The 22,896-nt window shown below is 53.9% G+C and carries 18 protein-coding genes; 12 read left to right on the top strand and 6 right to left on the bottom strand.

Annotation, left to right across the window (positions count from 1 at the left end):
• Window positions 1–139 precede the first annotated feature (139 nt).
• From LK536_RS46700 to LK536_RS46645, 12 genes are all read left to right on the top strand, one after another.
• Window positions 140–787: a DUF2291 domain-containing protein gene (locus tag LK536_RS46700; RefSeq protein ID WP_130790035.1), complete on the top strand. Its 648-nt coding sequence runs from the start codon at window positions 140–142 to the stop codon at window positions 785–787.
• Between the two features lie 11 nt (window positions 788–798).
• On the top strand, window positions 799–2,340 hold the full coding sequence (locus tag LK536_RS46695; protein ID WP_008720421.1) for a sugar ABC transporter ATP-binding protein: 1,542 nt from the start codon (window positions 799–801) through the stop codon (window positions 2,338–2,340).
• Between the two features lie 22 nt (window positions 2,341–2,362).
• Entirely contained in the window at window positions 2,363–3,403 is a 1,041-nt protein-coding gene (locus tag LK536_RS46690) for an ABC transporter permease (protein ID WP_227795679.1), read from the top strand.
• A 259-nt stretch (window positions 3,404–3,662) separates the two neighbouring features.
• A complete protein-coding gene (locus LK536_RS46685; protein ID WP_227795680.1) occupies window positions 3,663–5,138 on the top strand; it encodes a GntR family transcriptional regulator in 1,476 nt (491 codons plus the stop codon).
• Window positions 5,139–5,188: 50 nt separating this feature from the next.
• Entirely contained in the window at window positions 5,189–6,742 is a 1,554-nt protein-coding gene (locus tag LK536_RS46680; RefSeq protein ID WP_227795681.1) for a diguanylate cyclase domain-containing protein, read from the top strand.
• A 7-nt stretch (window positions 6,743–6,749) separates the two neighbouring features.
• Window positions 6,750–9,476, top strand: coding sequence for a putative bifunctional diguanylate cyclase/phosphodiesterase (locus LK536_RS46675; protein WP_227795682.1), 2,727 nt, complete (start codon window positions 6,750–6,752; stop codon window positions 9,474–9,476).
• 172 nt (window positions 9,477–9,648) lie between these two features.
• On the top strand, window positions 9,649–10,911 hold the full coding sequence (locus LK536_RS46670; protein ID WP_227795683.1) for an ABC transporter ATP-binding protein: 1,263 nt from the start codon (window positions 9,649–9,651) through the stop codon (window positions 10,909–10,911).
• Window positions 10,912–10,921: 10 nt separating this feature from the next.
• Window positions 10,922–11,788: a carbohydrate ABC transporter permease gene (locus LK536_RS46665; RefSeq protein WP_025485172.1), complete on the top strand. Its 867-nt coding sequence runs from the start codon at window positions 10,922–10,924 to the stop codon at window positions 11,786–11,788.
• Window positions 11,788–12,699, top strand: coding sequence for a carbohydrate ABC transporter permease (locus LK536_RS46660; protein ID WP_227795684.1), 912 nt, complete (start codon window positions 11,788–11,790; stop codon window positions 12,697–12,699). Before LK536_RS46665 ends, LK536_RS46660 begins: the two co-directional genes overlap by 1 nt.
• Before the next feature lie 119 nt (window positions 12,700–12,818).
• Window positions 12,819–14,222 carry an ABC transporter substrate-binding protein gene (locus tag LK536_RS46655; RefSeq protein WP_474912569.1) on the top strand — a complete coding sequence of 468 codons (1,404 nt, stop codon included), beginning with the start codon at window positions 12,819–12,821 and terminating at the stop codon, window positions 14,220–14,222.
• A gap of 23 nt (window positions 14,223–14,245) precedes the next feature.
• The gene (locus tag LK536_RS46650) at window positions 14,246–14,989 is read left to right on the top strand and encodes a glycerophosphodiester phosphodiesterase (RefSeq protein ID WP_227795686.1); all 744 of its coding nucleotides are present in this window, start codon (window positions 14,246–14,248) and stop codon (window positions 14,987–14,989) included.
• A gap of 27 nt (window positions 14,990–15,016) precedes the next feature.
• Complete coding sequence (locus LK536_RS46645) at window positions 15,017–15,865, top strand: Cof-type HAD-IIB family hydrolase (protein ID WP_227795687.1); 849 nt, start codon at window positions 15,017–15,019, stop codon at window positions 15,863–15,865.
• On the opposite strand, the gene LK536_RS46640 is transcribed toward LK536_RS46645, so the two are convergent.
• Genes LK536_RS46640 through LK536_RS46615 form a run of 6 tightly spaced genes read right to left on the bottom strand, consistent with a single transcriptional unit; the run spans window position 15,862 to window position 22,865 of the window.
• Window positions 15,862–17,232, bottom strand: coding sequence for an MATE family efflux transporter (locus LK536_RS46640; protein ID WP_227795688.1), 1,371 nt, complete (start codon window positions 17,230–17,232; stop codon window positions 15,862–15,864). The two genes, LK536_RS46645 and LK536_RS46640, sit on opposite strands and share 4 nt — an antisense overlap.
• A gap of 15 nt (window positions 17,233–17,247) precedes the next feature.
• Window positions 17,248–18,450, bottom strand: a complete 1,203-nt coding sequence (locus LK536_RS46635; RefSeq protein WP_227795689.1) for an MFS transporter — start codon at window positions 18,448–18,450, stop codon at window positions 17,248–17,250.
• Between the two features lie 3 nt (window positions 18,451–18,453).
• Window positions 18,454–19,371: a phosphate acyltransferase gene (locus LK536_RS46630; RefSeq protein WP_120058397.1), complete on the bottom strand. Its 918-nt coding sequence runs from the start codon at window positions 19,369–19,371 to the stop codon at window positions 18,454–18,456.
• A gap of 30 nt (window positions 19,372–19,401) precedes the next feature.
• A complete protein-coding gene (gene buk / locus LK536_RS46625; protein WP_227795690.1) occupies window positions 19,402–20,460 on the bottom strand; it encodes a butyrate kinase in 1,059 nt (352 codons plus the stop codon).
• Between the two features lie 31 nt (window positions 20,461–20,491).
• Window positions 20,492–21,070: an indolepyruvate oxidoreductase subunit beta gene (locus tag LK536_RS46620; RefSeq protein WP_008720392.1), complete on the bottom strand. Its 579-nt coding sequence runs from the start codon at window positions 21,068–21,070 to the stop codon at window positions 20,492–20,494.
• A gap of 16 nt (window positions 21,071–21,086) precedes the next feature.
• Window positions 21,087–22,865, bottom strand: coding sequence for a thiamine pyrophosphate-dependent enzyme (locus LK536_RS46615; protein WP_008720390.1), 1,779 nt, complete (start codon window positions 22,863–22,865; stop codon window positions 21,087–21,089).
• Window positions 22,866–22,896: the final 31 nt, after the last annotated feature.

Here is a 22,896-nt window from a genome sequence, read left to right as displayed (position 1 = left end):
GGAGGCCTTAAAACCTCCTGCAATTCCATAAGGGTAACGGTGATTGGGATATTTCCTCAAAAATGAAGATAGTTTTGACGTATGAAGGCAGTTTTGAAGTGAAGTCAGGAACATATAAGTATGGAGATAGGAGTGTACTATGAAAAAACGTGTGATAAGTCTGGTAACAGCTCTTATATTGGCGGCATCTGCGTTCAGCATGACCGGATGTGTGAAGGTGGTTAAGATTGGCGAAGAAGGAAAATTAACAGGAGATGTGGAATTTAACGCCGGGGATAATGTGGCTAACATCTGGGATTCCAAGGCGCTTCCCGAACTGGAGGGAAAGGCCGTGGATATAACCCAGTTTTTGGAAGAATCCGGCGGGGATTTGAAGTCCCTGGTTGATAAATATGGAAAATACTCCATGGGTACATCGGGAGAGATTAACTATGTGGTAAAGGGAACGGCCCTGGTGGAGGAAGTCAACCAGGAAAAGAAGGCCGGATACATGGTGGTGAAGCCTGAGGGTTATGGCGGGGATGTGGTCATAAAGCTTCAGATCGGCAGTGTATATAAGGGTTCATCGGTCAGGGATTCGCTGGATTTCATCAAATTCGGGGATTACAAGAACCAGCAGGAGTGGGCGGCTGTTTCGCAGAGCTTCCATGACATTATTGACGCCACCGTGGTAAAGGCGGCGGCGCCTGAGACACTGCAGGGCAAAACCATTGAATTTACAGGAACATTTACCGCTAATAAGGATGATGAGATCCTCATCACGCCTGTGAAGCTGACTGTAAAATAGGAGGTGGCTTTATGGAGTCAACAGTTAAATGCCGGGAGGGCGTCTGCCTTCACGCAGAGCAGATTGACAAGATTTATCCGGGCACCAAGGCCCTGGACCATGTTTCCTTTGATGTGCTTGCCGGCAAGGTCAATGTGCTGATTGGGGAAAATGGGGCGGGTAAATCCACCCTGATGAAAATCATCGCGGGAATTGAACAGCCCAGCGCAGGCACCCTTTATATGGGGGATAAGGAAGTGGCCTTTAAGGATACCACGGAAGCCAGGAAGCACGGCATCGGCATCATCCATCAGGAACTGAGCCTGTTTCCCAACCTGAATGTGTACCAGAACATTTTCATGGCCAAGGAGAAAAAGAACGGGTTTGTGCTGGATAACAGGAAACATGCCCAGCTGGCAGCCCAGATCTTAGAGCGTCTGGAGCATCCCATCAGCCCGGATACCCTGATTGGGGACCTGAGGGTGGGACAGCAGCAGATGATAGAGATTGCCAGGAACCTGATTGCGGACGACCTTAAGATACTGATCATGGATGAACCCACCTCATCCTTAAGCCAGCAGGAGGTTAAGATCCTTTTCAAGATCATGAGGGAACTTCTGGCCCAGGGCATTTCCATTGTATACATATCCCACCGCCTGGAGGAAATCATGGAAATCGGCGACCATGTGACGATTTTGAGGGACGGGAAGTATGTGGCGGACGCGGATGTAAAGGACATCGACGTGCCCTGGATCGTAAAGCAGATGACGGGCGAGGGCAAGTCCTATCCGAAAAAGGACAGGGACATTGACTGGGATAAGCAGGAGACCGTGCTGGAGGTCAGGGACCTGACCCTTCCAAAGAGCGGGGGCGGCTACCTGCTGAACCATGTGGATTTTAACCTGAAAAAGGGGGAAATCCTGGGAATATACGGGCTTATGGGCGCGGGCCGCACCGAGGTCTTTGAATGTATCATGGGCCTGAGGCCGGAGCATACAGGCGATATCCTGCTGGAGGGGGAGAAGATGGAAATCCACTCCATCTCAGAGCAGATTGAAAGGGGCTTTGCCCTGGTGCCGGAGGACAGGCAGAGGGAGGGCCTGGTGCAGACCATGAGCATCCTTAAGAACATTTCCCTGTCCAGCATTAAAAAGTATGTGAAGGGATTCCTGCTGGATGATAAGCTGGAGAGCCAGAGGGCGGATGAACAGATTAAGGATATCCACATCAAGGTGGCTGACAAGAACCTGCCCATCCTCTCCCTTTCAGGAGGCAACCAGCAGAAGGTGGTCATTGGGAAGGGCCTGCTGACCAATCCCAAGATCCTGCTTCTGGACGAACCCAGCAGGGGCATTGACATCGGCGCCAAGACCGAGGTGTTTGATATCATCAACCAGTATGCGGAAAAAGGGCTTTCCATCATTGTGATATCTTCTGAGTTAAAGGAAATCATCGCCATTGCGGACAGGGTCATGGTGCTGTCCAATGGCATCAAGACAGGGGAACTCATTGGGGACGAGATTCAGGAAGAAAGCCTGGTATTGTCATCATATAAAGGCCACCACGGCCAATGATTGGAAAAGGAGAGTATACATTATGAGTACGAATAAGAAATCTTCGAATAATGCCTTGGCCATGACGCTGTTAAAGGGCAGGACCTTTATTGTGCTGATTGTCCTTATGGTTTTTTTCAGCATCAAGGCCGCTAATTTCCTGAGCCTGAACACAGCCATGCTGATTGCAAAGCATGTGGCCCTGTACGGCATCCTGGGCATCGGCATGACCTATGTCATCATCACGGGAGGCATCGACCTTTCCGTGGGCGCAATCGTGGGACTGGCCGGAATGATTGCGGGCGGGCTTCTGGAAAAGGGGCTTACCCTTCAGATGTTCGGCGTGACCCTGTATTTTAATGTCCCGGCCGTGTTCATCATCACCATGCTGTTAGGCGTGGTAATCGGAACCTTGAACGGACTTGTGATCACCAGGTTCAATGTGGCACCCTTCATCGCCACCCTGGGCATGATGTATGTGGCCCGTGGGTTTGCCATGATCCGTTCAGGCGGAGCCACCTATTCAAAGATTACGGGTAACGAGGCCCTGGGCAACACGGGCTGGGAGGTGTTCGGGCGCAATATCCCCGGGACCGTGATCCCTGTGGGCGTTGTGATCCTGGCAATCATTGCCGTGATTGCGGCCGTCATCCTGAGAAAGACTGCATTTGGCTGGCATGTGCTGTCCATCGGCGGCAATGAGAAGGCCGCCAGGCTGTCCGGCGTCAAGGTGAATAAGGTTAAGATCATGGTTTACGCCTTCTCAGGCCTGTGCGCGGCAGTGGTGGGGATCATCGCTTCCTCACAGCTGGTGGCCGCCCATCCTGCAACCGGTGAGGGCTGGGAGATGAACGCCATCGCGGCAGCCGTACTGGGCGGGACCTCCATGGCAGGCGGCGTGGGGACCATTGTGGGCGCGTTTGTAATCGGCGTCATCAATGACGGCATGGTCATGTGCGGCGTGTCCGAGTTCTGGCAGATGGTCATCAAGGGCCTGGTAATCGTACTGGCTGTCATCATCGACCAGTTCCAGCGGAACATGCAGGCTAAGATGGCGCTGCAGGCACGCAATGAGAATAAATAGGTGTTAGAAGTTAAAACAGTTAAAGGACCCTGCGCGGCTAACGATATGTTGATATATGCCGCGCGGGGGATTTTATTTTATCATGTTTTATTTTATGGTTGGGAGACATTTGGGCTTATTGCTTTATTGGGAGATAGGTGCTATAATCAATAAATAAATAGACTGTATAAGTACCCAGTTGGGTAATCGACAGGAACTATACTTTTTTTATGCATAATAGTCTGCATAGGTTCCCAGATTACTGGGAATGGAGGATCAGATGAAAAGTGATGTAATCCAATATGAACGGACCTATAACCTGCTGAAAAGCAGGATTGAGTGCGGTATCCTTCCGGTTGGCAAAAAACTGCCGGGGAGGTCTGTGCTGTGCAAGGAATTGGGCACGTCTGAGAAGACGGTCCGGCGCGCATTGGAATTGTTGGAGCAGGATGGATTCCTGGAGACAGCCCCGAGGAAACGGCCAACCGTGGTATCGGCCTTTGCCTCCCCCAGGGAACAGGGGATGCGAAACGTAAAGCAGGCGGACAGGGCCCAGGTAGACGATTTGCTGAAGACGGGTACCCTGTTGTGTTATCCATTTTTCCTGCGGGGGATGCATCTTTGTACCGGCGAAGACTGGCATACGCCGGATATGCTGCTATCCAATATGGATCCGGAAAAGCCGGAAGAATTCTGGCAGCTCTCCAGCCGGATATGGCGTTTTTTCATTGCCAGGAATGAGAACGAACTGCTTATGCGGGCCGTGGACGGTCTGGGTTTTAAGGGGAAGGAGCCGCAGCACGGCTCACTGGAAGACCGGGAGCGGTACCGTACCAATATCAGAAACATGTTTCAGACCGTTAAAAATGGGGATAAGCCCAAACAGGCTGACCTTGAACAGATATTTTCCCAATACAGGATAATCGCAGAACCGGCAGGGGAACGCCAGTTTTTCATGATGGTTCCTCTCTGCCCAAGACTGGCTAAGGCAGAGGGGGTTGGACAGCAGATCAGCCTGGGACAGGAGCGGTATTCCTCGGTCTGCCTGGACCTGCTCGGCCTGATTGCCATAGGACGATACCAGCCCGGTGACCGTCTGCCGACCCATGACCAGTTACAGGAAATCTATGGCGTCAGCCGGGATACCACGGTGAAAGCAGTCCGTATGCTGCAGGACTGGGGAGTGGTGGCTACAGCGCCCCGCAGGGGGATTTCAGTTGAGATGAATCTGGAGGGACTTAAAAAAATCCATATCACGCCGGAAGTAATCGCCTGCCATGTGCGCCGGTATCTGGACAGCCTGGAGCTGCTCTGCATGACCGTGGAGAGGGCCGCTGCCCATGGGGCGGCGCATATGACACAGGAAGACAGGGAACGGCTCTGTAAGGCCATTGCCTGGCAGTATGAACAGCCCTATGAGCATCAGCTGATACCGCGCACCATGCTGGACTTCATTACAGGGCATATCCAGTATGACGCCCTGCGCTCCATTTATCAGATACTGTCCAGGAACTTCAGTATTGGAAGGAGTATCCCAAAGCTGGTCAGCCCGGATAAGAATCCCCGGAATATCAGCATTTACCGGCAGTATATGGAAGCAGCCGCCATATTGGCCGGGGGCGATACTGTCCGGTTTGCAAAGATGGCGGCAGATATGTACGGACAGGTCCGGGGCCTGATCATCACGGAATGCAGGCGGCTGGGGTATTGGGATGCGGCCATGCAGGTATATGACGGCAGGTCCCTGTGGAAGTAATGCACTTCCGGGCAGCATCTAATGTAGTGAAAGGAAGACGGATCATCATCATGAACAAAAGAAAGAAAAAGAATAAAGGAGGCAAATGGGAAATATCCTTTGCCCCCATTACGCGGTACAGCATGACATTCTGCGCGCTGGTCCTTATCATCATCCTTCTGGGAGGAGGCATCCTTTCTATCAGACGGATGAAGACGGATGCCGATGCATCCCTGATTACAAGCCATGCACAGATATCCCAGCGGGTGGCCGGAGCCATCCATCTGCTGGAATCCCTTGCAAGCCTTCCCGAGTTTTATGACCCGGATCTGCCGCCCATCGAAAAGGTTAAAAAACTGGATCAGATGAACCCGTATTTCGGGTACATGATGATCTGTTATGTGGATTCCGGCATCACCGTTTATTCGGATGGTTCCGAACCGGCCAGCCTTGCCAGCCGGGATTACATGCAGCGGCTGTTTTCCACGGGGCAGCGGCAGGTGACGGACAGCTTTGCAGCAGGGGCGGATGGGGCAACGCTGAATTATACGGTAGCGGTTCCCCTGAAAGACAGCCAGGGAAAAATCACAGGCTGCCTGTTCTGCGCCATTTACTTTGATGAGGTGGTGGAAATCCTGGGTCAGTCGGCGGGGGTCAATGGCCTGGAGGTGACGCTGGTCGGCACCCGCGGTCAGATCATGTCTTCCTCGGACGGTCTTCCCTATGGGGAATCCATCATGAATGTACTTCAGGACAGCATGCTGTTCGGCACCACGGCGGATCAGCTGGAGGAACAGCTTCTGGCTTCCCTTCCGGGGTCGTTCTGGAGCCTGAGGGATGGAGGTCTTTATTATACCACTTATCAGCGGGTGGAGAATACCGGGTGGGATATTTTGTGCTCGGTTAATTTCTGGACCGCTTTTGGGGAGACGCTTCCTGCGCTGTGCATGGTATTCGGGCTGACCGCGCTGGTCTGTATGGGACTCATGTGGTTTGTGCGGCGTTATATCGCCGGCCAGATGCAGGTGGTGGACACCCTTGTCCATTCCGTGGAGGAACTGGAAAAGAGGGTTTACCAGGATGAACGTCCGGAGGAAGTGGACTTTAAGGAGGTACTGCGTCTGACAAGCAATGGCCTGTCAGACAGCCTGACCGGCGTGGTCACCCGTTCGGTTTTCCTGAACCAGGCATCCTCCCGCCTGAAAAAGGCCGACCCGCAGAAACTTAAGGCCCTGTGCTTTGTGGATATGGATAACCTGAAATATATCAACGACAGCTGCGGCCATGCGGGTGGGGATATCGGGCTGAAAAGTATAGGATATACCCTTCGGGAATACGAGAAAAAATATGACGGTGTGGTAGGCCGGTACGGCGGGGATGAATTTGTTTTGCTTCTGACCAGTCTGGACGATGAGAAGGAGCTGCTGAATGTGCTGGACGAGCTTGTACTCCGTCTTCAGACCCATATCCAGTCAGGCGGGCAGAGTATCCCGGTCCAGTGCAGTATCGGGGTTTCCATCTACCAGCCGGGGGCGGAGCTGAAGCAGATGATTGCCGATGCGGACGAGGCCCTTTATTATGTGAAACAGAATGGAAAAGGATATTATCATATCCACCAGAATTGAGGGACGTATGGACAGATTCATTAGGCGGCTGCCGGTTTGTCTGGCCGCAGTGCTGCTGGTGCTGGTTCTGACCGCTGCCACAGGGCTGGGACTGTGCCGTTCAATTGTAGGATTACGCCAGAGAGAAGCAGAAAATATACTGTTTTACTACAGTGAGAAAATCCTGCTGCAGATGCAGGGGACCATGAATGAGGCAGGCGCCCTGGCCAAGACAGCGTATGCGATGGAGAAAGGCCAGGCGGATCCGTCCGATTGGTTTGAGCATGCGGCAGGGCCGTTGCTGGAGCGGGACGAGGTCTGCATAACATATCTGTTTGAAGGGGATATCCTGGCCGCAGCCTTGCCAAAGGATAGGTTCGGGAACCTGGTGGGACGGGAACTGCAGGATTTCTCTTATATCTATACCTTGGCCAAGGTTGTCAAGGACCTTGTGGTGGAGGGCCCGGTTGTATTGGCGGATGATCCACAACAGCAGGAGGTGTTCCTGTTCCTGCAGCCGATTGTGGAGAAGGATGCCTATCTGGGACAGGTGGCAGTGGCCCTGGACCGGGACTATGTACTCGGCCAGCTTGGGCTTAATGACCTGTATACCCAGGGGTATGATTATGAATTGTGGCGCGTGGAACCCCAGAATGGGAACAAGGAGGTCATTGCCAGCTCACGGGCGGATGTGGATTTCTCGTTGGCGCAGAAGACTGTTTTTTATCTGCCGACCCAATGGACACTCAGCATCCAGCCGACAGCCGGCTGGCTCAGCGCCGCGCAATGGGTGTCCCTGATCCTGATATGCATGCTGGAGGCAGCCGCTCTGCTGGCGCTTTCATTCCTGTTGTGCACAACCATACAGCAAAAGCGTGCGCTTGAGAAAACAGGTTCCATGGATAAAGATACCGGGCTTTATAACCGGAAGGGTTTTACGGCTGCGCTGGACGGCTGGCTCAGTAACGGGGACCGTCCTGTTACCCTGTTTTACTTCTCCATTGAGGGGTATATCCAGGCCGCGCGGATGATAGGGGAGGCAGAGGAGTTGGAATTCCTTAAGAGCATTCCGGCCCGGCTGGATGATTATATCCATAATCCCTATCTTGCCGGAAGGCTGGACGCCGGAAGCTATATCATAGCCGTGCGGGAGAAGATGGAAGAGCAGCAGCGGGAGGATTTTGCAAAGGGACTGTCCCTGGAACTTTTATTACAGGTGCGTATGGACGGGGAAAAGAATTTCCTGATGGCGCGCTACCAATATGCCTGCTGCCAGCCGGGCGTCTGCAGGGGGGAGGAGGAAATCTCCAAACTGATTCATGAGTATTACCGCCGCGTGTCCCAGGAATCCCCCATCCGTATGCTGACAGAAAAATGTTGTCAGCTGATTGCGGGGAAGAGCGATGTGACCTTTGACGAATATACGGATATTGAAATGATGGAGCTGTCCAAGACCTTTAACCGTTACCGCAAGCAGGTGGAGCAGCTGGCCTATTTTGACCCCGTGTTCAATGTGGGGAACCGGCCGAAGTTCCTCCGGGATACGAATATGCTGATTTCCTATGACAAAAAAAGGCGGTTCAAACTGTACTGCGTGGATATCTGTTCCTTCAGCCAGTACAATGAGCTGTTCAGCGCCAGCATAGGGGATGAAATCCTGCATGAGGTACTGCGCCGTCTGTCACGGCCCTTTGGTTCCTATGTCTACCGTATTAACGGCGATGTATTTTTAGGGGTATCCCTCTCCGATGAAAGCGTGGAGTTCTTTGTTACCCGGCTGCAGAAAATGTTTGCCACACCGATTACGGTAGGGAACCTTTCCTTTCTCCTGCAGATCCGCATCGTGGCATGCCTTTATCCGGAACATGGCAAAACACCGGGGGATCTTCTGGACCATATACAGTCCGCCCTCCGTTTCTCTAAGGAATCAGGAGATGCGGTGGTGGTTTATAGCCGCCAGCTGGATGAAATCATCCGGACAGAGGCCGACATCCTGCGCCGCATGAAGGATGCCATCCGGGAGGACACGCTGGAGGTCTGGTATCAGCCCATCATGCAGCTGGATGGCGGACAATACACTGCGGCCGAAGCGCTTGTGCGCCTGCCGGATGGAAACGGGGGACATTTTTCCGCGGGGCAGGTGATTTCACTTGCCGAGCGCAATGGCATCGTGGAGGAACTTGGCGATTATGTGCTGTCCAGGGCATGCGTATTCATGCAGAACCAGGGCGTGGGTCTGGGACTTAAACGTATTGGCATCAACCTGTCCGTGCAGCAGCTTCTGGTGGGGAACAGCGCCCGGCATCTGCTGGAACTGATACACTCCACCGGGGTGGATCCGCGGCGGATTACCCTGGAGATTACGGAGAGTATCCTGATCCAATCCATTGACCGGGCGGCAGAGGTACTGGAGCAGTTACGTCTGTCCGGCGTCCACATCGCACTGGATGATTTCGGTGTGGGCTACAGCAGCCTTAACTATCTATCCAACCTTCCGGTGGATGTCATTAAGATTGACCGTTCCCTGACCAAGCAGATCCTGACCAGCCCTAAACAGTGCGCCCTGCTTAAATCCATTGCGGAAATGGCTGCCATCAACGATTTGGAGGTAGTGGCGGAAGGGGTTGAGACACAGGAAGAATTAAATGCCATTGCTATTTCCGGCGTGCAGTTCATTCAGGGATATTATTATGCCCGTCCCATGCCGGAGGAGAAGGTGTGTCATTTCCTGAGTCAGCAGGATGCAGTTGGATAGAAGGGTTTTTGTTTTTACAGTTCTGCCCTGGGGAGTAGTTACATACTCTCCAGGGCGATTTTTTTGTGCCATGGAGTTTTTGTTTTACATCTATTTTACAGGACCTCACTTTTTGATTTTACACTGTCCGGCTAAAATCTAAGAGTAGATTGGAAATGTGAAAGGAACGGCCATGTCTGACATATCATTGGTAAATGTAAGCAAGACTTATAAAAACGGCTACTGCGCGGTAAAGGATTTTAATCTGGATATCCGGGAAGGCGAGCTGGTTATCTTCGTGGGTCCATCGGGCTGCGGAAAGTCCACCACCCTCAGGATGATTGCGGGCCTGGAGGATATATCCTCAGGGGAACTGTGGATGGATGACTGCCTCATGAACATGGTGGAGCCAAAGGACAGGGACCTGTCCATGGTATTCCAGAACTACGCCCTGTACCCCCATATGACGGTATATGAAAATATGGCCTTTGGCCTGCGGGCCCATAAGACGCCCAAGGCAGAGATTGACAAACGGGTCAGGGAGGCGGCCGGGATACTGGAGATAGGCCACCTTCTGGACAGAAAGCCCAGCGCCCTTTCCGGAGGGCAGAAGCAGAGGGTGGCAATCGGAAGCGTAATCGTGCGCAAGCCTAGGGCGTATCTCATGGATGAGCCTTTGTCCAACCTGGACGCAAAGCTGAGGAGCCAGATGCGGGTGGAGATAGCCAAGCTTCACAGGCAGCTGGGAGCCACTATGATCTATGTGACCCATGACCAGGTGGAGGCAATGACCCTGGGCACCAGGATTGTCGTCATGAAAGACGGGGCCATACAGCAGGTGGCGCCGCCTGCCGAACTGTATCAGAACCCGGTGAACCGGTTCGTGGCCGGCTTCATCGGCTCCCCGGCCATGAACTTCCTGGAAGGGAAGGTAATCCTTAAGGACCAGAAACCGTGCCTGGAAGGAAAAGGCTGGCAGCTTCCCCTGACCGCGGCCCAGGGGAAAAAGCTTATGAATAAAGGCTATATGGAAAAGGCGGTCACCCTGGGAATCCGGGCGGAAGACCTGCATGGACAGGCGTCGGGGGATGCCTGGCTGGAGGTTCTGGTGGATGTGAGGGAAATGCTGGGCGCGGAAGTCCTGCTCCATGGGCGGGTGTGTGGGGATGGCGGGAGTGTCCGGGACGGTATGGACCAGGACGGAACTGTCCGGGGTGATATGGTCCAGTGCGGGGCTGACAGGGACGATGCAGCCAAGAGCGGGCCGGCCCGGGGCGATGCAGCCCAAGGTGGGCCGGTCCCGGAAGGAATCATTTGGGAAAATTCCCCAATTATATCTGCCAAGCTGCCGCCCTCCTGTCCTGCGAAGGCAGGCAGCCGGGTACGCCTTTATGTGGATATGGCCCGTATCAAACTGTTTGACACAATAACAGAAGAAAATATTCTGTATGTATAGGAGCAGAACCATGAAAGAAAAATCATTCATAAAAAAGGCGGGACCATACGCCTACACGGCGCCTGCGCTTCTGGTCTTTGCCGTATTCCTGTTTTATCCATTTTTTAAGACAATCTATCTAAGCCTGTTTAAGACAAATAAAATGGGTCAGGCCAAGCTGTTTGTGGGACTTGGGAATTATACGGACCTGTTCCGGTCCGGGTCATTCTTTAACAGCCTGACGGTGACGCTGATATTCGTGGTGATAGTGGTATCGGTCAGCATGGCCCTTGGACTCATGGCAGCCATGCTGTGCAACCGGGCATTTCCGGGTATCCGGGTGTTCAGCACGGCATATGCGCTTCCCATGGCCATTGCGTCCAGCTCCGCTGCCCTGATATTTAAGATCATGCTCCACCCGTCCATCGGGATTGTGAACAAGCTGCTGGGACTTGACATCAACTGGGTCAATGACCCCAAATATGCGCTGGTCTGTGTGGCCCTCCTTACCGCGTGGCTGAACAGCGGCATCAACTTCCTGTACTTTTCCGCAGGTCTTGGCAATATCGATGAGTCCATCTATGAGCGTGCATCGGTGGACGGAGCGGGCGCGCTGCAGAAATTCTTCCGGCTGACCCTGCCGGGGCTCAGCCCCATCATGTTCTACACGGTAGTGGTGAATATCATCCAGGCCTTCCAGGCCTTCGGACAGGTGAAAATCCTGACCAAGGGCGGGCCGGGGGAGTCCACCAACCTGATTGTATATTCCATTTACAGGGATGCATTCTTTAATTACCGGTTCGGCAGCGCGGCTGCCCAGTCCGTCATCCTGTTTGCCATCATCATGGCACTGACGTTAATCATGTTTAAAGTAGAGAAGAAAGGGGTCAGCTATTAATGGAGCAGACACTTGTTATCAGAAGGACCGGGGAAATGGACCGGGAAGAAATCAGACGCGTCCAGGAGGCGGCCAACCGCAGGGCGCTGCTGGTGAGAAGAGGGAGGACCGCCGTCCTTATTGGGCTTAATATGCTTGTCTCCCTGTTTGTGCTGCTTCCGCTTCTGTATGCGGTCAGCGTGGCCTTCATGCCCTCCAGCGAACTGTTTACCACACAGATGAACCTGCTGCCCTCATCGCCGACCCTGGAGAACTTCCGGCAGGCCCTCATCAAGGTGCCCTTGGCCAGGTTTGTGGCCAATTCCTTCATGGTGGCCGGGCTGATTACCCTGGGGCAGATCATATCCTGTTCCCTGGCAGCGTTTTCCTTTTCCTTCCTGGACTTTAAGGGGAAGGAAGTACTGTTCATGCTTGTGATGGCAACCATGATGATACCGGGGGAGGCGACCATCATATCCAATTACCTGACCGTAAGCCGTTTCGGATGGCTGGATTCCTACCAGGTGCTGATTGTGCCGTATCTTACATCGGCCATGGGCATTTTCCTGTTCAGGCAGTTTTATAAATCCTTTCCCATCTCATTGTATGAATCCGCCAAAATAGACGGATGCGGGAACCTCCGGTTCATATTCAGGATACTCCTGCCCCTGACCAAATCGGCCATCGGGGCCATGGCGGTGTATACCTTCATCAATGCATGGAATATGTATATGTGGCCGCTGCTTGTGACGGGTTCCAATGAGATGAGGACCGTGCAGATTGGTATCAGTATGCTCAATAATGAGGATGCCCAGTCCATTACCCTGATGATTGCGGGGGTAATCCTGGTAATCATACCTTCCATAGCTATCTTTATCGCCGGACAGAAACAGCTGATCCGGGGGATGTTCTCAGGCGCTGTTAAGGGATGACCAGCCCTTTACATATAAAATAAATCATAAATAAGATTTCGGAGGAATGAACGGTTATGAAGAAAAGATGGATGACAACAATGACAGCCTTCGCGGCAGCCGCAGTGCTGGCCGCTTCCATGACAGGATGCGGGGCCAAGGCGGCATCTTCGGATACGTCTGCACAGGGAAGCCGGGAAGGAACCGGGCAGGACGGCAGCGGACAGGATGGCGCGGGGCAGGACACGGCAGGACAGGGCCAGCCAGGGGAGGCTTCCGGCAGCACGGAACAGACCGGGACCATACCGGCGGAGGGTACGGCCATCACCTTCTGGCATTCCATGGGCGGGGTGAACGGGGAGGCGCTGGATTACCTGGTTAACCGTTTTAACACGGAAAATACCCTTGGAATCAAGGTGGATGCCCAGTACCAGGGGGAATATGATGATGCAATCAACAAGTTAAAAAGCGCCCAGATCGGCAACATGGGGGCTGACCTGGTCCAGATATATGACATCGGCACCCGTTTCATGATTGATTCCGGCTGGGTGGTACCCATGCAGGAACTGATGGATGCGGACGGCTGGGATAAATCAGTGATTGAACCAAATATCGCTGCGTATTATACTGTAGATGATAAGCTGTACTCCATGCCATTTAATTCCTCTACCCCGATCCTTTACTACAACAAGGATATGTTTGACAAGGCAGGCGTGACAAAGGTGCCGGAAAGCCTTATGGAGATTGCGGATGCCGCGGACGCCCTGGTACAAAAGGGCGGGGCCGGAGAGCCGATTTCCCTTGGCATCTACGGCTGGTTTTTCGAGCAGTTCACATGTAAACAGGGGCTTTCATATGTCAACAATGGAAATGGAAGACAGGCGGCAGCAACCGCTGTGGATTTTGACCGGAACGGTGCGGCCGTGAGCACGCTGACGGCCTGGAAAGAGCTGTATGACAAGGGATATGCCCCAATCGTGGGGCGGGGAGGCGACTCCGGACTGGCTGATTTCAGTTCCGGGAAATCCGCCATGACCCTGGGTTCCACGGCTTCCCTGAAGCAGATATTAGGGGATGTGAACGGCAAATTTGAGGTGGGGACCGCTTATTTCCCAAAGGTAAATGCAGACGATAAGGGCGGCGTTTCCATTGGCGGAGCATCCCTGTGGGCATTGAATAACGAGGATGATGCGAAAAAGGCAGCCACATGGGAGTTCGTGAAATTCCTTGTATCGCCTGAAAGCCAGGCATACTGGAATGCCCAGACCGGATATTTCCCTGTGACGGCAGACGCCCATGACGAGCCGGTCTTTAAGGAAAATATGGCTCAGTATCCCCAGTTCGGGACAGCCATTGACCAGCTCCATGATTCCGCTCCGGAGTCCGCGGGCGCGCTTTTAAGTGTGTTCCCTGAGGCCAGACAGGTGGTGGAGACGGAAATCGAGAACATGCTGAACAACAATATAAGTCCTGAGGATACGGCTGCCAATATGGCAAAGCAGATTAATAAGGCAATTGAGGAATATAATCTTTTAAATGAGTGATAATGATGAGTGAGGGATGGGACATGAAGACACAGGTATGGGCACACAGAGGCGCGTCCGCTTATGCGCCGGAGAATACGCTGGAGGCATTCAAGCTGGCGGCGGGACAGGGCGCTGACGGCGTGGAGCTGGATGTACAGCTGAGCCGGGACAATGAACTGGTAGTGGCGCATGATGAAACCATAGACAGGGTCAGCAACGGTTCCGGCTACATTAAGGACCATACCTTAAGTGAGCTTAAGAAACTGCGGTTTAACCGCCTGTTCCCTGAGTACAGGGATGCGTCCATCCCCACGCTGGGAGAGGTCTATGAGCTGTTAAGACCCACAGGGCTTGTGGTTAACGTTGAACTGAAGACAGGAATCGTGCCCTATGAGGGAATTGAGGAAAGGGTGCTTGACCTGGCATCTGAAATGGGGATGGGTGACCGGGTCATCTACTCCTCCTTCCATCACCCAAGCCTTGTGAAGCTGAAAATGCTGGACCCCTCGGTGAAAACCGGGCTGCTCTATTCTGACGGGTGGATTGACGTGGCTTCCTATGGGCGGTATACGGCCCGGGTGGATGCGCTCCATCCCGCGCTGTACCACATGCAGGATTCAGAACTGATCCCATCGGCCAGGTCCCTTGGGCTGGCCCTGCACGTGTGGACGGTCAACGATGAGGAGTATATGGAAATGCTGGTAAGGCAGGGAGTGGAGGCCATCATCACCAATAAACCGGATCTGTGCAGAAGCGTGGCCGACCGGGTGGATCCCTTTGGCTGATGCCGGATTCAGGAAAGGATTGATGGAATGATAAGACTTGTAGCGGTTGACATGGACGGCACACTGCTGGGACCTGACGGGCGTGTGTCGGACCGGAATGCCCATGTGATACGGTGTATGCAGAACATGGGGGTGGAACTTCTCATATGTACGGGAAGAAGCTATGAAGACGCCCTGCTTCCACTTGAAGAGGCAGGGCTTAAGGCATCGGTTGTATGTATGAACGGGGCCTCCACCTATGACGTCCGGGGCAAGCGGATCGGCAAGGTGGAGCTTGCCGGGACACAGGTGGAACGGATTGTGGAATGCTGTAAGGATGCGGACGTCATCTTTGACTTCATGACGGATAAGGGAAGCTGTACCATTGCAGAAGAGGAAGCCTTTAAGGATTATTTTTACCGCAATGTATTGCTGCCAATGGCTGAATTTTCCTATGAAGGCGTGCGCCGGCGTTTTACCTTCCTGCCTCCCGGGGAGCTGTTTGAACGGGGGCTGGAGTTCTATAAGATTTCCGTCATCCATGAATCCCCCCTTGTGCTGGATGGACTCAGGGAACGGCTTCGGGCGGTTCCCGGCCTGGCCATTGCGTCTTCGGCCGCTACCAACCTGGAACTGACCCACCAGGAGGCCCAGAAGGGCAAGGCCCTGGCGGAATACGCCGCAATGAGGAATATACGGCGGGACGAGATCATGGCGGTGGGGGACAGCGAGAACGACCATTCCATGCTGTCCATGAACCTTAAGTACACGGTGGCCATGGGGAATGCCGTGGAACGCATTAAAAAGACCGCCAAATGCCAGACACGCCCCAACAGCCAGGACGGGGTGGCATACGCCATTGAAAATTTAGTGCTGCCTTACGCAATGCTGTACTAGTTAGGCGGATCCGCGGCAGTATCCTTTTCAGGCATCTTCCGGAATAAGCGCCACATGAACAGGATGGACGGCAGGAATGCCCCTGCAAATGCAACGGCCTGGGCCTCCTCTATCCCATGAAGTCCCCTCAGTCTTGCCAGTATCAGGATTGAAGGAATGAAGATCAGTCCTCCCCGCAGCAGGGAAAGCACGGAGGCGCCCAGCTTCTGTCCGGTGCTCTGGTATAACATCTCCGTTGCCATGGACATGGGGAGGAGCAGAAGGGAAAGGCCCTGGACCCTGAGCGCCCGTGTACCGATGGCAATCACGTCCGGGTCGTCCCTGAACAGCCCAATCAGGCTGCCGGACCAGATGATCAGAAACACCACTGAGACACTGACGAATGTTTCCGCCATGATGACGGTCACGCGGAATGCCTTACGCACGCGGCTGTACCTGCCTGCGCCGTAGTTGAAACCGCTGACCGGCTGGAAGCCGTGCCCGATGCCAAGGGCAATGGAAAATATGAAATGGATGATGCGGTTCACAATGCTCATTGCCGCGATGGCGGCGTCACCGTAGACAGCGGCCTGCCCGTTTAACACCATGGTAGTCACGCTGTTCAGCCCCTGGCGCAGCAGGCTTGGAAGTCCTGTTGCCAGGATATCTAAAATCTGTTTTCTGTCAAATGAGACTTTCCTCCAGGTAATCCGGCACACGGATTTCCCACGTATGTAAATACCCAGCAGAATACAAAATCCGGCCATCTGGCTGAGGGCCGTTGATAATCCGGCCCCGGCAATGCCCATTTTAAAGACGAACATCAGGATGGGATCCCCGATTATATTGAGGATGCCCCCGGTCATCATGCCAATCATGCCCAATGCGGCCTTTCCCTCATACCTCAGGATCTGATTCATGGTAAAGCTGGCTGACATGAACGGAGTAGCCGCCAGGATATAGGAAATGTAGATCTTGGCATAGGAGGCAATGGTAGGCGTGCTGCCCAAAAGCATGACCAGGGGATCTAACAGCAGCCAGGATACAATGGAGAGCAGGACACCGAATCCAAAGGAAAAGAAAAATCCTGTGGAAGCGGTTACGGTGGCCTTTTCATTTTCCTGCTGCCCCAGCAGGCGGGCAATGATGCTGCCCGCGCCCTGGCCGAACACGAAGCCGATGGCCTGGATCATGGTCATGAAGCCAAACACCACGCCCACTGCCCCGCTTGCGCTTGTGCCCAGCTGCCCCACAAAGGCGGTGTCGGCCAGATTATAGATGTTCGTGACCAGCATGGTCAGGATTGACGGGACGCAGAGCCGGGCAATCAGCGGGGCCACGTCTGTATTTATCATTTTCTCATATTGGGAAGCCGTTTGCTGTTTCATATCTCAACCTCATATTCACCCATGGCGTATGCTCAGGTTCAGTCCAAAGGATATCACGGAAAATACCAGCAGCAGCAGGAACGGCGCAAAATATGAACCCGTAAAAGTAAGGAGCGCGCCGCCGATTGTTGCCGTGAAGGAAGCGGGAATCATCATCAGGTTGGCAATGCTGTAATTAAGGGAGAAATGCTCCGTGCCGTAAAAGGAGGATACAACCGAGGATGTGACGGGCGGCTGGAAGGAGTAGGACAGCCCGGTGACACAAAGCCCGATTGCGCAGATGACAACGGAATGGCTGCTGATTGCCAGCAGCATGACAGCGGGAGCCGCCATGGTGATGATGCCGTCAATGGTCATGGTCATCCTCTGTCCGTAACGGTCAAAAAGCATTCCTGCCAGCAGCCTGCCGCATCCGTTGCACAGTGAAAGCACGCCTGCCAGCAGGGCCGCAAGCCCTGCCCTGGCGCCCACGGACAGCGCCACGTCCCGGGCCATGCTGATGGTGCTGTTGCCCACGGCGCAGGCCAGTATCAGGAAGAGGAAAAAGCGTATGAAGGCAGGCCTTCTGACCATTTCCCCTGGTGTGTAATTTTTCTGCGGTCCCTTGCCGTGAGCTGTCCCCGGGCTGCCGGGCACATGATCTTCCCCGGCCGGATGCCTCATGAATACAGCTGCCAGAAGCAGGGTAAGGCCAGTGAAGAAGCCGAGTATCCGGTAGGTGGTCCGCCAGCCCATGGAGGATGCTATCATGGAGTCCGCAATATTCCCAAGAATCAGGGCACTGGCCCCAAAGCTCATCATCAGGACCCCGGAGCTGGTTCCCTTTTTATCCGGGAACCACTCGTTTATGACAGAGATCACGGCGTTATATCCGATGCCGATGCCCAGGCCGGAAAGGATTCCGTAGGACAGATACAGCCTGCCAAGCCCGCCAGCCCCGATACCGGACGCAAGGATGAAGCCTGCGAAGGAGAGGAACCCGGCCGCCCCGAGAAGCAGTCCTAAACTGATTTTTGAGAGAAGTATGCCGGAGATGATGCCGCCGATACAGAACATGCACATGGTCAGGGTAAAGTTCATGGCCAGCTGGGATGCCGACCAGGAAAATTCATCCTGCAGCGGTGCCTTTAAGATAGACCACGCATAAATGATGCCGGAAAAAAACATGGCAGCGGTGCCAAGGGCCAGGATCAGCCATCGGTTTATTTTTGTCCCCATGGCCTATCCCTCTTGGCGGGACGCCACAATGCCTGCCAGCGCGATGCAGCGAAGCCGTTCCTCGGCAGGGGCGGCCCGTGACGTAAGGACAATGGGAATCCTGGCTCCCGCGACGTAGCTTGCCATGGTGACTCCGGGGAGCAGCTCCAGGCATTTCCCCAGGATGTTGCCCGCGTGTACATTGGGGGATACGAGAATGTCAAAATCACCGCAGTACGGGCAGTCATACTTCTTGATGGCGGCCCGTTCCTGGCTCATTGCCAGGTCATAAGAAATGGGGCCTTCCACGATGCAGCTGGCAAGTCCGCCGCTGGCGCACATCTCCTTAAGGGCGGCGGCGTCCATTGTCTCAGGCATATGTTCATCCGCGTGTTCCTTGCAGCACAGGACGGCGGCCTTTGGGTTTTCATAACCCAGACAGTGCAGGGTGTTCACCGCGTTGACGAGGATGTCCTTCTTCTTATTCAGGTCAGGATAGGCGCATACCCCTCCGTCCGTTGTAATCAGAAGCTTATGGTAAAAGGGAAGCTGGTAAAACGCCACGTGGGAGATGGTGCGCCCTGTCCTCAGTCCGTTTTCCTTTTTGACCACGGGACGGAACAGGTCTGAGGTTTCCACCATGCCTTTGAGTAGGAAATCGGCATCCCCCTGTTTGATGATTTCCACGGCAGTGTCCGCCGGGGTCTGTCCGGCAGCCGTCTTTACGATATTGAAGCTGGAAACATTGCGCCCGCGTTCCCTGAGCAGGGAGCGGATGACCTCCGGTTCACCCACCAGGATTGCGTCCGCCACCTGGTTATCATAGGCGTCCAGCACAGCGTCAATGGCGGAGGGAATCCCTGCGCCGGCCACTGCCATGGTGCATTTTTTTCCCAGCGATGAATTCATCGCCATCATTTCACTAAAATTATGAAGTTCCATCTGATCCTCCTTTGGTTTGGTTCATCCGTCTCAGCCATTGTATTGCTGGACCTTTTCCTCGCCGTTCATGACGCGCAGCGCGCCTTCGGCCAGGGCCTGCATTTCATTTTCACCGGGCATGATATATACAGGCGTATCCAGGAAACCGATCCTGTCCCTGATATCATCGGTAAGGCGTTCCCAGTAGGCGCCTCCGCCTGTGATGATGACGGCGTCCAGCCTGCCGTCAGCGGCGGGAAGCAGGGAACAGATGCATTTGCTGAGCTGGTATGCCATTGCCTTCTGGCACAGGAGCGCGTCCCCGTTCCCCTCTTTTATCATCTGCTCCACTTCGCGCAGGTCATTTGTCCCAAGTAATGAGACAAATCCGCCTTTTCCATGGAGCCATCCGATGCAGTTTGTGGCCCCGTATTCCTGCACCAGCTGAACCATCCGCTCTGAGCGCATGAAGCCTGCCCGTTCCGCAGAAAATGCACAGGCATCCCCGGGGACCACATCCACCGGATGCCCCTTCTTCCAGAGGCATATGCTGTTGCCGCCGCCGATATGGGCCACCAGGATGTTCATGTCATGAAAATCCCTGCCCAGGTTTTTGGCAAGCCGGATTCCCATGGCGTGTGTGTTCAGGAAATGGCACATGCTATTGTGCTGGATTCCCTTTACCCCATAGACCTTTGCAAGGGGATTCAGTTCATCCGAAGTGATGGGATCGTATACAAAGGCGGGGATTCCTGCCTCTTTTGCGATTTTTGTGGCTATCACAGGTCCAAGGCTGGCGGGATGGGGTTCCAGGGGACGGTTTAGCAGCGCGTCCACAAGACGTTCGTCCACAGCGGTTGCGCCTGCATGGATTCCGGGCGGGGAACCGCCGCGGGACATGACACAGGACAGGTCCTGGGGTCTGTATCCCGCGCGTTTCAGGAACTGCATCACCAGCCCATACCGGTAGTCCAGCTGCTCTGTCCATACCTTGAAGCCTGAAAGGTCGTCCTTTGAATGGGCCAGGTTTTCCCGGGCCAGTTCCTTATCGTCCTCAAACACAGCGGCCTTTGTGGAAGTGGAACCAGGATTGATGACAAGGGTTTTCATAGCTGTTACCTCCTTTTACATGGCCCGGGGCCTAAATCAGGGACTTTCCTAACTCCAGGGCCTTCAGGTTCATCTCGATGAAGTTCTTTTTTACATTCTCCCGGATGATTTTTTCCCAGTCGATGTGTTCAAGTCCCATATACTTCACAATCATCCCTAACAGGATGACGTTGGCAACCTTGCTGCTGCCAAGCTTTGCCGCTTCTTCCGATGCGTTAATCACGAATACCTGGCCGCCCACCTTTTTCAGTTCCTCAATTATATTCCCGGGATAGGCGCTCCGTCCGGTCAGTACGGACTGGCAGTCGATTTTCTCGGTGCTGGTCACGATTGCGCCGTCGGGTTTTACATAATCAATCCAGCGCAGGGCTTCCATCTGCTCAAAGGATACCAGGATATCCGCATCCTTTTCCCCGATGACAGGGGAACATACCTGGCCGTCGGCGTTATAGCGCACATGGGAGGAAACCGTTCCTCCGCGCTGGCTCATGCCGTGTATCTCGCTCATTTTCACATCACATCCAGCTTCCAGAAGCCCTGTGGTAAGAAGCTTAGCCGCAGTAATTGTTCCCTGGCCTCCCACGCCGACCAGTAATACACTTTTTGTCATTTTCTCTGGCTCCTTTTCACTTTTTTATAATTGCGTGTACCGGACATATCTGGGAACATACGCTGCAGCCCAGACAATCGCTGCCGATGAATGCCTTCTTTTTCTCCCTCTCAAAATGGATTGCAGGGCATCCGGCCTTAAGGCAGGCCTTGCAGCCGACACAGGCGCTGTCATCCACCTGATACCTTTGGCTGAAGGCATCCGGGAATTCTTCTTTGTTTTCTTGGGACATTTTCTTGAGGGCGCATGGCCAGCGGGTGATGATGACGGACGGCTCATCCAGGGCAAGGGCCTCATCTAAGGCGTTCTTGAATTCGTCCAGATGGTTGGGGTCCACGGTTACCACATGCTTTATGTTGATGGCGCGGCAGATGGCGGGAATGTCAGCCTCAGGAGCAGCTTCTCCCTGCGCGGTAAAACCTGAACCGGGATTTTCCTGATGCCCGGTCATGCCGGTGATGCGGTTATCGAGAATGATGGTTACGGTATTGCTCTGATTGTATGCAACATCCAGAAGGGAATTAAATCCAGTATGCAGGAAGGTGGAATCACCCAGCACGGCAACCGCGCGCCGGCTGCCGCCCACCTTGTTCATGACCTGCTGGAATCCGTGGCCGATGCTGATGCTGGAACCCATACAGATTCCGGTATCCCCCACATAATAGGGTTCCACGGGGCTGAGGCTGTAACATCCGATGTCTGAGGCAACCATGATATCCTTCATCTTTGACAGTGTGTAGAATACGCCGCGGTGAGGACATCCCGCGCAGAATGCAGGCGGCCTGGGCAATATCTTATCCCGGTCCACTTCCGGCTTCGGACTGGTGATGTTTAACAGCTTTTCACGGAGCACGTCGGGCAGAAGCTCCCCGGTAACCGGCAGCACGTCCTTTCCGGTACATTCAATCCCGGCCAGACGCATTTCATTTTCAATTAAGGGGTCTGTCTCCTCAATGACATAAAGCTTATCTACCTTTTTGGCAAAGGCGCGGATGCTTTCCATGGGAAGCGGATTGACGAATCCGATTTTGTAGTAGGAGGCTTTGTCCCCGAATACTTCTTTTGCAAAGTAGTAGCTGCATCCGGAACATACGATTCCGATGGAAGTATCATGCATTTCCTCGCGGTTGAACGGGGTATGCTCGGAGTAGTCCTTTAAATCCTCCAGTTTTGTGTAACTGTGCCTGACCATTGCAGGCGAATGGGCGGGAAGGGGGATGTATTTAGCCGCGTTCTTTTCATAAGGACGGACCGGCACCTCCATGCGTTCCCCTGTTTCGACCACACATTTGGAATGGCAGATCCTGGTGGTCATGTGCAGCGCCACCAGGGTGTCCGCCATCTCGCTGATACGGTAGGCTTCCTTGACCATGTCAAGGGCTTCCTGGCTGTCGGCCGGTTCAAAGAACGGATAACGGGCATGCTTGAAGAATACCCTGTCATCCTGGGCGGACTGCCCGCTTGACTGCTGGCCCGGTTCATCCGCGACAGCCACCACCATACCGGCTTCGCATCCGGTATAGGAAAAACACATCCATGGATCCGCGGACGCGTTCACACCCACGCACTTCATGGAAACAAATGAACGGACCCCGGCCAGGGATGCGCCAAGGGCGCTTTCCATGGAGACTTTTTCATTGGGCGCCCATTCCGCATAGATGTCTTTTTTATCAAATTTAGCCAGACATTCCATAATTTCTGTACTTGGCGTCCCCGGATAGGCTGATGCAAATTGTGCACCAGCCTCCCATACACCACGCGCAACTGCTTCATTGCCCGTCATAAGAACTTTCATTATTCTGCTCCTTCTCAACTGTTTATTTGTC

The sequence above is a fragment of the Clostridium pacaense genome (genome assembly GCF_020709765.2).
Classification (GTDB): Bacteria; Bacillota; Clostridia; order Lachnospirales; family Lachnospiraceae; genus Enterocloster; species Enterocloster hominis.
The sequence above is the reverse complement of the archived record's forward strand: the minus strand, read 5'-3'. Positions and strand labels throughout refer to the sequence as shown.

What these genes read in the sequence shown, in the direction of transcription:
- LK536_RS46700 (WP_130790035.1), top strand. Translation starts at nt 140, where the DNA reads ATGAAAAAACGTGTGATAAGTCTGGTAACAGCTCTTATATTGGCGGCA.
- LK536_RS46695 (WP_008720421.1), top strand. Translation starts at nt 799, where the DNA reads ATGGAGTCAACAGTTAAATGCCGGGAGGGCGTCTGCCTTCACGCAGAG.
- LK536_RS46690 (WP_227795679.1), top strand. Translation starts at nt 2,363, where the DNA reads ATGAGTACGAATAAGAAATCTTCGAATAATGCCTTGGCCATGACGCTG.
- LK536_RS46685 (WP_227795680.1), top strand. Translation starts at nt 3,663, where the DNA reads ATGAAAAGTGATGTAATCCAATATGAACGGACCTATAACCTGCTGAAA.
- LK536_RS46680 (WP_227795681.1), top strand. Translation starts at nt 5,189, where the DNA reads ATGAACAAAAGAAAGAAAAAGAATAAAGGAGGCAAATGGGAAATATCC.
- LK536_RS46675 (WP_227795682.1), top strand. Translation starts at nt 6,750, where the DNA reads ATGGACAGATTCATTAGGCGGCTGCCGGTTTGTCTGGCCGCAGTGCTG.
- LK536_RS46670 (WP_227795683.1), top strand. Translation starts at nt 9,649, where the DNA reads ATGTCTGACATATCATTGGTAAATGTAAGCAAGACTTATAAAAACGGC.
- LK536_RS46665 (WP_025485172.1), top strand. Translation starts at nt 10,922, where the DNA reads ATGAAAGAAAAATCATTCATAAAAAAGGCGGGACCATACGCCTACACG.
- LK536_RS46660 (WP_227795684.1), top strand. Translation starts at nt 11,788, where the DNA reads ATGGAGCAGACACTTGTTATCAGAAGGACCGGGGAAATGGACCGGGAA.
- LK536_RS46655 (WP_474912569.1), top strand. Translation starts at nt 12,819, where the DNA reads ATGACAGGATGCGGGGCCAAGGCGGCATCTTCGGATACGTCTGCACAG.
- LK536_RS46650 (WP_227795686.1), top strand. Translation starts at nt 14,246, where the DNA reads ATGAAGACACAGGTATGGGCACACAGAGGCGCGTCCGCTTATGCGCCG.
- LK536_RS46645 (WP_227795687.1), top strand. Translation starts at nt 15,017, where the DNA reads ATGATAAGACTTGTAGCGGTTGACATGGACGGCACACTGCTGGGACCT.
- LK536_RS46640 (WP_227795688.1), bottom strand. Translation starts at nt 17,232, where the DNA reads ATGAAACAGCAAACGGCTTCCCAATATGAGAAAATGATAAATACAGAC.
- LK536_RS46635 (WP_227795689.1), bottom strand. Translation starts at nt 18,450, where the DNA reads ATGGGGACAAAAATAAACCGATGGCTGATCCTGGCCCTTGGCACCGCT.
- LK536_RS46630 (WP_120058397.1), bottom strand. Translation starts at nt 19,371, where the DNA reads ATGGAACTTCATAATTTTAGTGAAATGATGGCGATGAATTCATCGCTG.
- buk (WP_227795690.1), bottom strand. Translation starts at nt 20,460, where the DNA reads ATGAAAACCCTTGTCATCAATCCTGGTTCCACTTCCACAAAGGCCGCT.
- LK536_RS46620 (WP_008720392.1), bottom strand. Translation starts at nt 21,070, where the DNA reads ATGACAAAAAGTGTATTACTGGTCGGCGTGGGAGGCCAGGGAACAATT.
- LK536_RS46615 (WP_008720390.1), bottom strand. Translation starts at nt 22,865, where the DNA reads ATGAAAGTTCTTATGACGGGCAATGAAGCAGTTGCGCGTGGTGTATGG.